Origin of the sequence: Pseudoxanthomonas sp., assembly GCF_036845285.1 — a bacterium.
Taxonomy (GTDB): domain Bacteria; phylum Pseudomonadota; class Gammaproteobacteria; order Xanthomonadales; family Xanthomonadaceae; genus Pseudoxanthomonas_A.
Genome location: NZ_DAIUEE010000008.1, coordinates 12,525 through 26,515 on the forward strand (window position 1 = coordinate 12,525; position 13,991 = coordinate 26,515).

The following is a 13,991-nucleotide window of genomic DNA, read 5'->3' on the forward strand; positions in this document are numbered from 1 at the left end:
GGGCACGCGATTATCACGGTTTGAGACGCCCGCCAGTAGTGGACGAGGGCCCTTGCGCCGGGACCGGGTCGGTGCGCACACCATGGACAGGGGTGCCGCGCCGATCGCTGTCGCGAAACTGGGATTACATGGCGGCGCGAGGCAGGCGCCGACAACAAGACAGCCCCGGCATGGCCGGGGCTGTCGGACATGGCACCGACGGTCAGCGCATCAGCGCGAGGCCGGCTTCTCCTGTTCCAGCAGGTATTCCTTCGATGGCTCGTCCATCCGGTCGCCCAGCAGGCGCCGGACCGCCACGAAGAACACCGGGATCAGCAACAGGCCGAGGAACGTGGCGAAGAACATGCCGCCGATCACGCCGGTGCCGATGGCATGGCGCGCATTGGCGCCCGCGCCGGTCGAGATGGCCATCGGCAGCACGCCCATGATGAAGGCGAACGAGGTCATCAGGATCGGGCGGAAGCGCAGGTGCGAGGCCGAGATCACCGCATCGCGCAGTGTCTTGCCCTGCTTGCGCTCCATCACCGCGAACTCGACGATCAGGATGGCATTCTTGGCCGCCAGGCCGATGATGGTGATCAGGCCGATCTTGAAGAACAGGTCGTTGGACAGTCCGCGCAGCATGGTGAAGGCGAGGGCACCCAACGCACCCAGCGGTACCACCAGCAGCACCGCCACCGGGATCGACCAGCTTTCGTACAGGGCCGCCAGGCAGAGGAACACCACCACGATCGACAGCACCATCAGCAGGGTGGCGCTGTTGCCGGCCAGGATCTCCTGGTACGACATGCCGCTCCAGTCGTAGCCGAAGCCCTGCGGCAGCTGCCCGGTGACGATGTTCTCCATGGTCGTCATCGCCTGGCCGGACGAACTGCCCGGCGCGGCGGCACCGTTGATGTTGACCGCGGAATAGCCGTTGTAGCGCGACAGCGACGGCGGCACCGATGCCCATGACGACTGCACCACGTTGGACAACGGGATCATCGCGCGGCCGCCATTGGCGTCGGTCTGCCGGCTGCTCGGCGAATAGATCCGCGACAGCGACTCCGCGCCGGTCCGGTAGGGCGCGTCGGCGCGCATGTTCACGCGCTTGATGCGGCCCTCATAGAAGAAGTCGTTGACGTACACCGGTGCCAGCATCAGCTGGATGCCGTTGTAGATGTCGCTCAGCGACATGCCCATTGCCTGCGACTGCACGCGGTCCACGTGCAGCTGCAGCTGCGGCGCGTTTTCCAGCGTGTTGGGACGCACGCCCATCAGGCTCTGGTCCTGCGAGGCGGCCCCCAGCAACTGGTTGCGCGCCGCCATCAGGGCGTCCTCGCCCAGGCCCGCACGGTCCTGCAGCCACATGTCGAAGCCGCCGAACTGGCCCAGGCCCTGGATCGTCGGCAGGTTCACCACGAAGATCTGCGCGCCCTTGATGCCGTAGAAGCGCTGGTTGGCCTGCTGGATGAACTCCGGCACGGTCACCTTGCGTTCGTCCCACGGCTTGAGCCGGATGAAGGCCATGCCGACGTTCTCGCCGCGGCCCAGGAAGCTGAAGCCGGCCACTTCCATGACGCCGTCGAAGCCATCCATCTGCTGCAGCGTGCCGCGGACCTGGTTGAACACCTGCTTGGTCTTCTGCAGGGAGTTGCCGGGCGGCAGCTGCACGATGGCCAGCGCGTAGCCCTGGTCTTCCTCGGGCACGAAACTGCTCGGCAGGCGGGTGAACAGGAAGCCGGCCAGCACCGTGAGCAGGGCGAACACCACCATCCAGCGCGGCGCATGCTTGATGGCCGAGCCGATGTGGCCCACGTAGGTCTTCTCGATCTTGCCGTAGTACTTCTCGAACGTCCGGAAGACGATGTTCTTCTTCTCGTGGCTGTCGTGTTCGTGCTGCTTGAGGAACGTCGCGCACAGGGCCGGCGTGAAGCCCAGCGCCAGGAACGCCGAGAAGGCCATCGAGATGGCGATGGTCAGCGCGAACTGCTTGTAGATCTCGCCCGAGGCGCCACCCTGCAGCGCCGACGGAATGAACACCGCCGCCAGCACCACGGTGATCGCGATGACGGCGCCGGTGATCTGGCCCATCGCCTTGATGGTCGCCTCGCGCGGCGGCAGTTTCTCTTCCGCCATGATGCGCTCGACGTTCTCGATCACCACGATCGCGTCGTCGACCACGATGCCGATGGCCAGCACCAGCGCGAACATCGTCAGCTGGTTGATGGTGAAGCCGATCAGGCTCAGGCCCCAGAACGTGCCCAGCAGCGCGACCGGGATCACCAGCGTGGGGATGATGGTGGCGCGGAAGTTCTGCAGGAACACCAGCATCACCAGGAACACCAGGATCACCGCCTCGATCAGCGTCTTGACCACTTCCTCGATCGAGATCTTGACGAAGGTGGTGGTGTCGTACGGCGAGAACCAGCTGACGCCCGGCGGGAAGCTGGGCTGCAGTTCGTCCATCTTGGCGCGCACGGCCTCGGCCACGTTCAGCGCGTTGGCGCCCGGCAGCAGCTGGATGGCGAACGCGCCGACCGGCTTGCCGTTGAACTGGGTGTCGAAGCCGAAGTTCTGCGCGCCGAACTCCACCCGCGCCACGTCCTTCAGGCGAACGGTCGAGCCGTCGTTGTTGGCGCGCAGGATGATCTGCTCGAACTGCTCGGGCGAGGTGAAGCGGCCTTCCGCCGAAACCGTGGCCGTGAACGCCTGGCCTTCGGGGGCGGGATCGGAGCCGACCGAACCGGCGGCGAACTGCACGTTCTGCGCACGTACCGCCGTCAGCACCTCGGTCGCCGACAGGTTGTAGCCCTGCAGCTTGCCCGGGTCCAGCCACAGGTTCATGGCGTACTCGGAACCGAAGTGCTGGGTGCTGCCGACGCCTGGCACGCGCGAGATCTGGTCCAGCACGCGCGAGGCGACGATGTCGTTGAGGCGGTTGCGGTCGATGCTCGCGTTGTCGGACTGCAGGCCCACCACCATCAGGAAGCCGGCATTGGCCTTGGCCACCACCACGCCCTGCGCGGTCACTTCACTCGGCAGGCGCGGCGTGGCCAGCGATACCTTGTTCTGCACCTGTACCTGCGCGATGTCCGCGTCGGTGCCGGTCTGGAAGGTCAGGGTGATGGAGGCCTGGCCGGCCGAACTGGAGCTGGAACTGAAGTACAGCAGGTTGTCGATGCCGGTGAGCTGCTGCTCGATGACCTGGGTGACCGAACGCTCGGTGGTCTCGGCGCTGGCGCCGGGGTAGGTCGCGCTGACCGTGACCTGCGGCGGCGCGATGGACGGATAGGACTCGACGCCGAGGTTGAGGATCGCGATCACGCCGGCGAGCGAGATCAGGATCGACACGACCCAGGCGAAGATCGGATGGTTGATGAAGAACTTGGGCATGGGGGAGGGTCCTTCTTACTCGGCCTTGCCTTGCGCCGGCGCGGGCTTGGCCTGCGCGGCCTTCGCCGCGGCAGCCTGCTCGGCGGTCACGCCCTTGGCGGGCGCGCCTTCCCGGACCTTCTGCAGCCCTTCGACGATGACCTGGTCGCCGGCCGCGAGGCCGTCGGTGACCAGCCAGTCGGCGCCGATGGCCTGCTGGGCGGTGATGTTCTTGCGCACGACGTTGCCGTCCTTGCCGATCACCATGGCGAAGGCGCTGACCGTGTCGCGCTGGATGGCGCCCTGCGGGATCAGGAACGCGCCCTTCTGTTCGCCCAGCGTGGCGCGCAGGGTCACGAACGTGCCCGGCAGCAGCGTGCGGTCGGCGTTCGGCACGGTGGCGCGCAGCGAGACGCTGCCCGTCGCCGGGTCGACCACGGTGTCGGAGAAATCCAGCGTCCCGGTCTGGTCCAGTACCTGGCCGTTGGGCAGCACGATCTGCACCGTGCGCTGGCCTTCGCCGGCCAGCTGCACCTTGCCATCGCCCTGTGCCTGGCGCAGCGCCTGCAGTTCGCTGGAACTCATCGAGAAATTCGCGTACAGCGAGTCGATCTGGTCGATGGTGGTCAGCAGCGTGGCGTCGCCCTGGCCGACGAGCGCGCCTTCGGTGACCTGCTGCTTGCCGGCGCGTCCGGCGATTGGCGCGGTCACGCTGGCGTAGCCCAGGCTGATGCGGGCGGTCTCGACGTTGGCGCGGGCCTGCTGCACGGCGGCGGCGGCGCTGCGTTCGGCGGCTTCGGCGTTGTCCAGGTCGGACCGGGAAACGAACTTCTGCGGCGCCAGCTGGCGTGCGCGATCGGCCGCCACTTTCGCATTGGCGTAGGTGGCCTGCGCCGACGCCAGGGTGGCCTGCGCGCCGCTCAGCGACGCCTGCAGCGGTGCGGGATCGATCAGGAACAGCACTTGTCCTTCCTTCACGTCGCTGCCTTCCTGGTACACCCGCTTCTGCACGACACCGGCGACGCGGGCACGCACGTCCGAGCTGCGGTACGGCGACAGGCGGCCCACCAGGTCGCGCTGCAGGGGCACGTCCTTCGGCGTGGCGCCGAGCACCACCACTTCGGGCGGCGGCATCTGCTGCTGTTCGGGCTTGCTGCACGCCGCGAGGGCCGCCAGCAGCGCGCTGGCCAGGACGAGGGAACGGACGGGGGACGTCATGGGGAAACTCCGTTTCTTTTTCTTGGAGACGTGGGAGAAGAACGCGATGCGCGGATGCTGCGGCCCGCGGGAGCGGGCGGCGGTGCGGCGTGATCGGAGGCCGGCGTAAATGCCCGCAGGAAGCCATCGACGGCGAACTCGGCCCAGCGGCGGCGCGCACGGTCGCCTGCGCGGTGGGCCACGCCGAAACGCTGCCGTTCGAAATCCATTCCCACGATCATGCTGAGCAGCAGCTCCGCGGCGTAGTGCGGATCGTCATGCCTCAACCGCCCCTGGTCCATCGCGTGCTGCAGCCAGGTGGCGAGGCGCCGGACCAGAGTATCGCAGGCCTGCTGGAAGAGATCGCGCGCTTCGTCGGGAAACTGGTGCGCTTCCGCCGCCAGCAAGCGGCTGGTCGCCGCGATGGTGGGGTCGTTGAGGTGCCGGAGGTGTTCCATCGCGAAGGCCAGCAGCGCTGCGCGTGGATCCTCCACCACCGGCGACAGCGGCACGGTGGCCAGGTCCTGGTGCTCGGCGATCACGCTGCGCAGCAGCGCCTGCTTGCTGCCGAAGTGCGCATAGAGCGTCTGTTTGGAGCAGCCCGCGCGGGCGGCGACGGTGTCCATGCTCATGCGGAAGCCCTGCTCGGACATCAGTTCACGCACGGCCTGGTGGACGCGGGCGCGACGTTGATCGGGCGCGGAAGGGGCGGGGGAAGGGTGCATGCGGACTGGACTATACCGTCCAGTTCAGAATTTTGACAGGCTTGAAAACACGGACTTTCCGTGCACAAAGCAGGTGGCTGCATTCGTAAGGCGTGCGTGAGGACGTTGGCTGCCTCCATCCGATGCCGAATGGTGGAGTGCTTGTCGGCGATCCGCCGAGCACGCATGCATCGCGCGGCTTCATGCCGGTGCCCGTTAGACAATCCCCCGCATGATTGCAAGCCGTGCTTATGACGCCTCGCAGCAAGTTTTGTCATGGCGCCGGGAGATACAATGACCATTCGACTACCACTTGTTGAGTCATTCTCTGCATGAACGCTGTGCGCAGCTCCAAAAAAGCCTCGAAAAAGACGTCCAAGCCGGAAGCCGCAAAGGCCACGAAGTCGGTGAGCCCGAAGGCGACGCCTACCAAGAAGGTGGCTGCCCGACCGGTGAAGGCGGCGAAGGCCGCGGGGGAGCAGGGCAAGGCAGTGGCGATGTCGGGCGGTGCGTTCTCGCTGTCGCCGATCCTCGACGCGATCCGCAAGCGCGTATCGGGTGCCGCCGCGCAGGCCGAGGCGCGCACGTTCGCCGAAGCTTTCTACAAGCGCATGGAAGAGGACGAGTACCCGCACCACAGCGCGGACGGGTGGGCGGCGATCGCCGCGGACACATTGGCGTTCGCGCGCAGCCGCAAGCCGGGCACCGCCAATGTGCGCATCTTCAATGCCTCGCAGAAATCGCATGGCTGGGAGTCGCCCCATACCGTGCTCCAGATCATCAACGACGACATGCCGTTCCTGGTCGATTCGGTCAGCATGGCGCTGGCGGACATGGGCGTGGGCGTGCACGTGCTCGGCCATCCGCTGGTGCGCTTCACCCGCGACAAGGCCGGCAAGGTCTCGGCGGTGGGCGAGGGCAGGCACGAATCGCTGATGCTGCTGGAAATCGACCGCCTGCCGCCGGAAGAGATGGCGCAGGTCGAGAAGCGCATCCGCGGCGTGCTGGAAGAAGTCCGGGCCATCGTGCGCGACTGGAGCGCGATGCGCGAGAAGATGCTGGCGCTGGCCGACGACATGGCGACGCGCCGCATGCCGGTGGACGACGATGGCCGCCGCGAAGCGCAGGAGTTCATGCGCTGGGCGGCCGCCGACCACTTCACCTTCTTCGGCTACCGCGAGTACCGCGTCGAGAAGGGCACCGGGATCCTTGCGGCGGTCGAAGACAGCGGGTTGGGCCTGCTGCGCGAAGGCGACACCACGCCGCCGCGCAACGTGAAGACGCTGGCCGCGCACTACCTGCCGCAGGGCGGCTCGGTGGATGCATTGATCCTCACCAAGACCAACCGCCGCTCGACCGTGCACCGTCCCGGCAACATGGACTACATCGGCGTGCTGGAGTTCGATGCGAAGGGCAATCCGATCGCCGAACAGCGCTTCATCGGCCTCTACACCTCCAGCGCCTACAACCGCCGTCCGTGGGAGATCCCGCTGGTGCGCGAGCGCCACGAGTACGTCATGCAGAAGTCCGGCCTGTCGCCCAGTGGCCACAGCGGCAAGGCGCTGCGCCACATCCTGGAGACGCTGCCGCGCGAGGAGCTGTTCCAGTCCAGCGACGAGGAACTGCACCGCACGGCCATGGGCATCCTCGGCCTGCAGGAGCGCGTGCGCAGCAAGCTGTTCCTGCGCCGCGACCGCTACGGCCGGTTCTATTCGGCGCTCGTCTACATCCCGCGCGAGCGCTTCAACACGGACGTGCGCCTGCGCATCGAATCGCTGCTGAAGGACGCCATGCGCGGTGAGTACGTCGACAGCAGCGTGCTGCTGGGCGAATCGCCGCTGGCGCAGTTGCACATCACCATCCGTCCCAAGGCCGGCGAGCAGGTCGAAGTCGACACGTCCGCGCTGGAAGCCGATATCGCCCACCTGCTGCGCAACTGGCAGGACGACCTGCGCGAAACCCTGATCACGCGCCACGGTGAGTCCAAGGGCCTGCTGTTGGCCGGTGGCTACGGTCGTGCATTGCCGGCGGGCTACATCGAAGTGGTGTCGCCGGAAGGCGCCGCGCGCGATGTCGAACACCTCGCTGCGCTCGAGGGTGCGGACGACCTGCGCCTGAGCCTGCACGAGTCGCGCCGCAAGCGTCCGGGCCAGGGCCGCCTGCGCCTGAACCTCTATCGCCAGGAAACCGACATCCCGCTCTCCGATGCACTGCCGCTGATGGAGAACATGGGCCTGCGCGTGATTTCCGAGCATCCGTTCCGGCTGGAGACGGCACAGGGCGCGCGTTACATCCAGGAGTTCGAAGTCGAGCCGTTGGGTGGGGAGTTCGATATCGAGCGGCTGGCGCCCGTGTTCGAAGATGCCTTCGCCCGCGTGTGGAGCGGCGATGCCGAGAACGACGGCTTCAACCGGCTGGTGCTCGGTGCAGGCCTGGCCTGGCGCCAGGTGGCGCTGCTGCGCGGTTACTGCAAGTACCTGCTGCAGACCGGCGTGCCGTTCTCGCAAAGCTATGTCGAGGAAACCCTCAACCGCTATCCGCTGCTCGCGCGCCTGCTGGTGGAACTGTTCGAAGCGCGTTTCGACCCGGCGACCGGCAGCGAAAGCAACGCGCAGATCAAGGACGGCCAGGACCGCTTCGCGGCCCAGCTGAAGGCGCTGGCCGGTGACGACGAGGCGACGGCGAAGACGCTCGCGCAACTGGTCGACGCCCGCGGCGGCAAGCGCGACCAGCAGGTGGAAATGGCGCACAACGCGCTGCTGAAGCTGATGGACCGCGTGTCCAGCCTGGACGACGACCGCATCCTGCGCGGCTTCATGGGCGCGATCGAAGCCACGCTGCGCACCAGCTTCTACCAGACCGGCAAGGACGGGAAGCCGGCGCATACGATCAGCTTCAAGTTCGATTCGGCCAAGGTGCCGGACCTGCCGAAGCCGCGTCCGTACCGCGAAATCTTCGTCTACGGCCCCCGCGTGGAAGGCGTGCACCTGCGCTTCGGTCCGGTGGCCCGTGGCGGCCTGCGCTGGTCCGACCGTCGCGAGGATTTCCGTACCGAGGTGCTGGGCCTGGTGAAGGCGCAGATGGTGAAGAACACCGTCATCGTGCCGGTCGGCGCGAAGGGCGGTTTCTTCGTCAAGCGTCCGCCGGTGGGCGGCGACCGCGATGCCGTGCTGGCCGAGGGCATCGCCTGCTACAAGCTGTTCATCCAGGGCCTGCTGGACATCACCGACAACATCGTCGGCAACAGGATCGTGCCGCCGGTCGACGTGGTGCGCCACGACCAGGACGATCCGTACCTGGTGGTCGCCGCCGACAAGGGCACGGCGACGTTCTCCGACATCGCCAACGGCCTGGCCATCGCGCACGGCTTCTGGATGGGCGACGCGTTCGCCTCCGGCGGCTCGGTGGGCTACGACCACAAGGGCATGGGCATCACCGCGCGCGGCGCGTGGGAGTCGGTCAAGCGCCACTTCCGCGCCATGAACCGCGACAGCCAGACCGAGGACTTCACCTGCGTCGGCATCGGCGACATGTCGGGCGACGTGTTCGGCAACGGCATGCTGCTGTCCGAGCACATCCGCCTGCTGGCTGCGTTCGACCACCGCCACATCTTCCTGGACCCGAACCCGGATGCGGCGAAGTCGTTCAAGGAACGCGACCGCATGTTCAAGGTGCCGCGTTCCAGCTGGGCCGACTACGATGCCAAGCTCATCTCGAAGGGCGGCGGCGTCCATCCGCGCAGCGCCAAGTCCATCGAGATCACGCCGGAAGTGCGCGCATCGCTCGGCATCGCCGACGGCGTGAAGTCGATGACGCCGAACGAATTGATGAGCGCCATCCTGAAATCGCCGGTCGACCTGCTGTGGAATGGCGGCATCGGCACCTACGTCAAGGCGGCCAGCGAGACGCATGCCGACGTGGGCGACCGCGCCAACAACGGCCTGCGCGTCGATGGCCGCGACCTGCGCTGCAAGGTGGTGGGCGAGGGCGGCAACCTGGGCCTGACCCAGCTGGGCCGCATCGAGGCCGCGCAGCACGGCGTGCTGCTCAATACCGACTTCATCGACAACTCCGCCGGCGTGGACACCTCCGACCACGAGGTGAACATCAAGATCCTGCTCAACGGCGTGGTGCAGGGCAAGAAGCTGTCGATGGAGGCCCGCAACAAGCTGCTGGCCGACATGACCGGTGAAGTGGCCGAGCTGGTGCTGTGGGACAACTACCGCCAGAACCAGGCCATCAGCCTCATGGAGCGCATGAGCGTGTCGCGCCTGGGCTCCAAGCAGCACTTCATCCAGACGCTGGAATCGCAGGGCCTGCTGGACCGCCAGATCGAGTTCCTGCCGTCCGACGCGGAGCTGGCCGAACGCAAGGCGCGCGGCCAGGGCCTGACCCGTCCGGAACTGGCGGTGCTGCTGTCGTACTCCAAACTGGTGGCGTTCCAGCAACTGCTGGAATCCGACATCCCCGAGGACCCGTACCTGTCCAAGGAACTGCAGCGCTACTTCCCGCAGCCGCTGCAGAAGAAGTACGCCTCGGAGATGGAGAAGCACCGCCTGAAGCGCGAGATCATCGCCACGGCGGTCACCAACACCACCATCAACCGCATGGGCGCCACCTTCCTGCTGCGCATGCAGGAAGACACCGGCCGTTCGCCGGCCGAAGTCGCCAAGGCTTTCACCATCACCCGCGAAACGCTGGACGCGCGGGCACTGTGGAACCAGATTGACGCGCTGGACGGCCAGGTGCCGGAATCGGTGCAGATCGATGCCCTGCAGGTCATCTGGCAGGTGCAGCGCAACTTCACCCGCTGGCTGCTGACCCGGCAGGGGCCGATCCCGGCGATCGCCACCGCGGTGGAGCGCTACCACGACGGCTTCAACGAGATCCGCGCGGCCGACGGCGTGCTGCCCGATTCGCTGCGTCCGGCCTACAACGCCAGCCTGCAGGCGTGGAAGGACAAGGGCCTGCCGCCGGCGCTGGCCGGCCAGATCGCGGCGCTGCCGTACCTGGAGCCGTCCTGCGACATCATCGAACTGGCGCGCGCACGCAAGCTGAAGCCGGTCGAGGTGTCCAAGGTCCACTACCGCCTGGGCGAGGCCTTGCACCTGCCGTGGCTGCAGGACCAGATCGAGGCCCTCAAGGTCGATGGCCGCTGGCACGCGGTGGCGCGTGGCGTGCTGCGCGACGAACTCGCCGCGCACCAGCGCACGCTGGCCAACCAGGTGCTGTCGCTCCCGGGCGCCAACGCCGAGGCCAAGGTCAAGGCGTGGCTGGGCCGTGACGACGCGGCGCTGCGCTTCACGCTCAGCATGCTCAACGAACTGGCTGCGCAGAAGACGCTGGACTATCCGACCGCATCGGTCGCTGTACAGCGGCTGGGGCAGCTTGCATCGCAGGCCTGAGCATGGGCCGTGGATGACGGAACGGGGCGGCCTTCGGGCCGCCTTTTTCGTGGCTGCCGTCCATGGCAGCCACCCGGTGGGCCAACGCTGCGTGTTGTCGAAAAATGCTCCCGGCGTTTTTTTCTGTACGCTGTGCAGGCCCGACGATGGAGCCACGGATGTCCGACCCCCGTATCGCCTTTCTCGCCAGCCCGACGCCGGAAGCGCAGCAGGCCCTGGCGACGCTGCAGCGCGAACACGGTGCGCACGCGCCGGACCAGGCCGACGTGCTGTGCGCGCTGGGTGGCGACGGCTTCATGCTGCAGACGCTGCACCGGCATGGCGCCCTCGGCAAACCGGTGTTCGGCATGAAGCTGGGGACGGTGGGGTTCCTGATGAACCACTACCGGTCCGACGACCTGGTCGAGCGGATCGCGGCGGCGGAGCCCGCCAAGCTGCGGCCACTGGAGATGCAGGCGCTGACCGAATCCGGCACGTCCACCGCGTCGCTGGCCTACAACGAAGTGTCGCTGCTGCGCCAGACACGGCAGGCGGCGCATATCTGCATCGATCTCAATGGCGAGATGCGGCTGGACGAACTGATCTGCGATGGCGTGCTGACCGCAACCCCGGCCGGCAGCACGGCCTACAATTTCTCCGCGCACGGTCCCATCCTGCCGCTGGGCTCGCACACCATCGCGCTGACGCCGATCGCACCCTTCCGCCCGCGCCGGTGGCGGGGCGCCATCCTGAAGGCGGACACCGAAGTGCGGTTCCGCGTACTGGACCCCTACAAGCGACCGGTCAGTGCCACGGCCGATTCGCACGAGGTCCGCGACGTGGTGGAGGTCACCATCCGGGAATCGCGCGACCGCACGGTCACGTTGCTGTTCGATCGCGAACACAATCTCGAAGAGCGCATCCTCAGCGAACAGTTCATGACCTGACCGCGTTGTCCCGCCGGACATCGTGGTTTCGCCGCATTGCGGCTTGCCGGGTCATGTCACGCATGCTATCCAGCGCCACGTAGCGGTCCGGTTCGCATCCACCCGGGGAGGGGTCACGATGCAGAAGACGTGCGTGATGGCGTTGTGCGCCTTGATGGCGGTGGCCGATGCCGCTGCCTGCAACCTGTCCACGGGGACCACGCCATTCGCGGCGGGCGAACGGCCGTCGTCGCCTGCGGATGACGGGGTGCTGAAAGCCCCGGTGCTGGAACTGGTCAGCGTGACGCGCGGGGTGGATGGGCGTGCTTCCTGTGATGCCAGCGGGCTGCTCACGCTGAACGTGGAGTGGCCGCGGGGCACCGACTACAAGGTGCGCGACCTCGGATTCGAGTTCCGCGTCGTCGACGGGGTGGATGCGTTGTCCATCTTTCCGTCGCAGCCGGTGAGCGGTCGGGTGGACGGACGACGCAGCGAGTTCGTTTTCCTCTGGCGGGATGGGCCGCCTTCGCAGCAGTCGCGCATCGACCTGACCGTGGAAGTCCGCGCGGTGACGGCGGACAACCGCCGGGGACCACCGGCGCAGCTGCGCGTGGCGTCCGCACCGGGCGGATAGCGCCTGCCGTCTCACGCCTTGCGCCACGGATCGCCGATACTGTGCGCATGGCCGACAATACCCCCCGCCTGCTGACGGTCGCCGTCACCTCGCGCGCCCTGTTCGATCTGGAAGAAAGCCACGCGCTGTACGAACGCGAGGGTGTCCAGGCGTACAGCGATTTCCAGCGCCACCACGAGGACGACGTGCTGGCGCCCGGCATCGCCTATCCGGTGGTGCGCAAGCTGCTGGCGCTCAACGTCGGTGCGCCCGCCGAGGCGCCACGGGTCGAGGTGATCCTGCTGTCGCGGAATTCAGCGGACACCGGCCTGCGCATCTTCAACTCCATCCAGCACTACGGCCTGGGTATCGTGCGCGCGACGTTCACCGCCGGTGAGCCCACCTGGCCTTACGTGAAGCCGTTCGGCACGGATCTGTTCCTGTCGGCCAATCCCGAATCGGTGCGCCGCTCGCTCGAACACGGCATCGCGGCCGCGACCATCCTGCCCGCCGGAGCGCCGCAACAGCGCCATGAACACCAGCTTCGCATCGCCTTCGATGGCGACGCGGTGATCTTCAGCGACGAAAGCGAGCGCATCTCGCGTGAGCAGGGCGTGGAAGCCTTCGGCAAGCACGAGCAGGAACGCGCCCGCGAACCGCTGTCCGGCGGGCCGTTCCGCAATTTCCTGTCGGCGCTGCACCAGTTGCAGCAGGTGTTCCCCGCGGATGAGCGCTCACCGATCCGCACCGCGCTGGTCACCGCGCGTTCGGCGCCCGCGCATGAGCGCGTGATCCGCACGCTGCGGGAGTGGGGCGTACGGCTGGACGAAGCGCTGTTCCTGGGTGGACGCCACAAGGGGCCGTTCCTGGAAGCGTTCGGCGCCGACATCTTCTTCGACGATTCCCAGCACAACATCGACAGCGCCCGCCATCACGTCGCTGCCGGGCACGTTCCCCACGGCGTCGCCAATCCGTGATGCCTGTCGCGCCGCGCCTGTCCGGGTGGCGAAAACCTCCCCGATAGCTTGAGCACAAGCGGTTTCGCAGCATCGCGGAGCGCAGTGGGGGGAGTGCCGTGTGCCTGGATAAACGGGAAGGACGCCTGCATCTGGTCCATCGCAGGCGTGAGTGGGACAGCCAACGGGTCATGGAAGAGAAGATCTACGATCTGGGCCTGCCGGTCGCCGGCAGCCGCGTCATCCGGCACGGGGGCGAAGGACCCGATTTCTGGGCCTACGTGGATGATGGGCGCCATCTGCACTACGTCAGCTACTGGCTGCCTAACAAGATCCGTGTCATGAGGCTGCCGCGATCTTCGTCCGGCGACCTCCAGGTGCTGTCGCCGTACTACGCGCGCATCGGCAACGCGCTGTATTGCCGGGGCGCACGGGTGCCGGACGCCGACGCGGACCAGTTCCAGCTGATAGCGGAGACCCGGTTCGCGCATGACCGCGAGCATGTCTATGCGTTCACCATCACGGAAGGCCTGGACATGCTGGAACATGCGGTCCGGCCGCTTCATTTCCTGCCGCGTTGCGAACACTTCGCGGACCATCGCGACTTCTACTGGCAGAGCAGCTGGACGGGAAAGATCGAGCGGGTGAGCCGTTACGCGAGGATCGATGCGTACGAGAAGCGGACCGTGCTGCGGGCATGCCTGTGGCAGGACACGGATGCGCAGACCGATGAAGAACAGGCGGCGCGTGACGCGATCCTCGACAGCGTACGCACCCTGGACGACCTGTTCCGCTTGGCGCTGCCGCGTGCCGATGCGGTCTGGGCCGCTGCACGGCCAGCGCAGGTCTGACGGCTC

At 67.1% G+C, this 13,991-nt stretch carries 8 protein-coding genes; 5 read left to right on the forward strand and 3 right to left on the reverse strand.

The features are described 5' to 3' along the window. Positions 1–210: 210 nt before the first annotated feature. The 3 genes from V7060_RS11355 to V7060_RS11365 are packed head-to-tail and all read right to left on the reverse strand — an operon-like array spanning position 211 to position 5,276. Positions 211–3,375, reverse strand: coding sequence for an efflux RND transporter permease subunit (locus V7060_RS11355; protein ID WP_334179355.1), 3,165 nt, complete (start codon positions 3,373–3,375; stop codon positions 211–213). A gap of 15 nt (positions 3,376–3,390) precedes the next feature. Then, positions 3,391–4,572, reverse strand: coding sequence for an efflux RND transporter periplasmic adaptor subunit (locus tag V7060_RS11360; RefSeq protein ID WP_334179356.1), 1,182 nt, complete (start codon positions 4,570–4,572; stop codon positions 3,391–3,393). After that, positions 4,569–5,276: a TetR/AcrR family transcriptional regulator gene (locus tag V7060_RS11365; RefSeq protein WP_334179357.1), complete on the reverse strand. Its 708-nt coding sequence runs from the start codon at positions 5,274–5,276 to the stop codon at positions 4,569–4,571. Before V7060_RS11365 ends, V7060_RS11360 begins: the two co-directional genes overlap by 4 nt. Positions 5,277–5,752: 476 nt before the next feature. Between V7060_RS11365 and V7060_RS11370 the strand changes: the two genes are divergently transcribed. The 5 genes from V7060_RS11370 to V7060_RS11390 all read left to right on the forward strand — a co-directional run bounded on the left by V7060_RS11370 (position 5,753) and on the right by V7060_RS11390 (position 13,985). After that, on the forward strand, positions 5,753–10,660 hold the full coding sequence (locus tag V7060_RS11370; protein WP_334179474.1) for an NAD-glutamate dehydrogenase domain-containing protein: 4,908 nt from the start codon (positions 5,753–5,755) through the stop codon (positions 10,658–10,660). 158 nt (positions 10,661–10,818) lie between these two features. Beyond that, positions 10,819–11,586 carry an NAD kinase gene (locus tag V7060_RS11375; protein WP_334179358.1) on the forward strand — a complete coding sequence of 256 codons (768 nt, stop codon included), beginning with the start codon at positions 10,819–10,821 and terminating at the stop codon, positions 11,584–11,586. Between the two features lie 118 nt (positions 11,587–11,704). Then, the gene (locus V7060_RS11380) at positions 11,705–12,199 is read left to right on the forward strand and encodes a hypothetical protein (RefSeq protein ID WP_334179359.1); all 495 of its coding nucleotides are present in this window, start codon (positions 11,705–11,707) and stop codon (positions 12,197–12,199) included. A 47-nt stretch (positions 12,200–12,246) separates the two neighbouring features. Then, positions 12,247–13,155: a 5'-nucleotidase gene (locus V7060_RS11385; RefSeq protein WP_334179360.1), complete on the forward strand. Its 909-nt coding sequence runs from the start codon at positions 12,247–12,249 to the stop codon at positions 13,153–13,155. 170 nt (positions 13,156–13,325) lie between these two features. Continuing rightward, on the forward strand, positions 13,326–13,985 hold the full coding sequence (locus V7060_RS11390) for a hypothetical protein (protein ID WP_334179361.1): 660 nt from the start codon (positions 13,326–13,328) through the stop codon (positions 13,983–13,985). Positions 13,986–13,991: the final 6 nt, after the last annotated feature.

Bases quoted from the DNA above. Each gene is read 5' to 3' on its own strand.
- V7060_RS11375 (WP_334179358.1), top strand. From the start codon at position 10,819: ATGTCCGACCCCCGTATCGCCTTTCTCGCCAGCCCGACGCCGGAAGCG.
- V7060_RS11370 (WP_334179474.1), top strand. From the start codon at position 5,753: ATGTCGGGCGGTGCGTTCTCGCTGTCGCCGATCCTCGACGCGATCCGC.
- V7060_RS11390 (WP_334179361.1), top strand. From the start codon at position 13,326: ATGGAAGAGAAGATCTACGATCTGGGCCTGCCGGTCGCCGGCAGCCGC.
- V7060_RS11355 (WP_334179355.1), bottom strand. From the start codon at position 3,375: ATGCCCAAGTTCTTCATCAACCATCCGATCTTCGCCTGGGTCGTGTCG.
- V7060_RS11385 (WP_334179360.1), top strand. From the start codon at position 12,247: ATGGCCGACAATACCCCCCGCCTGCTGACGGTCGCCGTCACCTCGCGC.
- V7060_RS11365 (WP_334179357.1), bottom strand. From the start codon at position 5,276: ATGCACCCTTCCCCCGCCCCTTCCGCGCCCGATCAACGTCGCGCCCGC.
- V7060_RS11380 (WP_334179359.1), top strand. From the start codon at position 11,705: ATGCAGAAGACGTGCGTGATGGCGTTGTGCGCCTTGATGGCGGTGGCC.
- V7060_RS11360 (WP_334179356.1), bottom strand. From the start codon at position 4,572: ATGACGTCCCCCGTCCGTTCCCTCGTCCTGGCCAGCGCGCTGCTGGCG.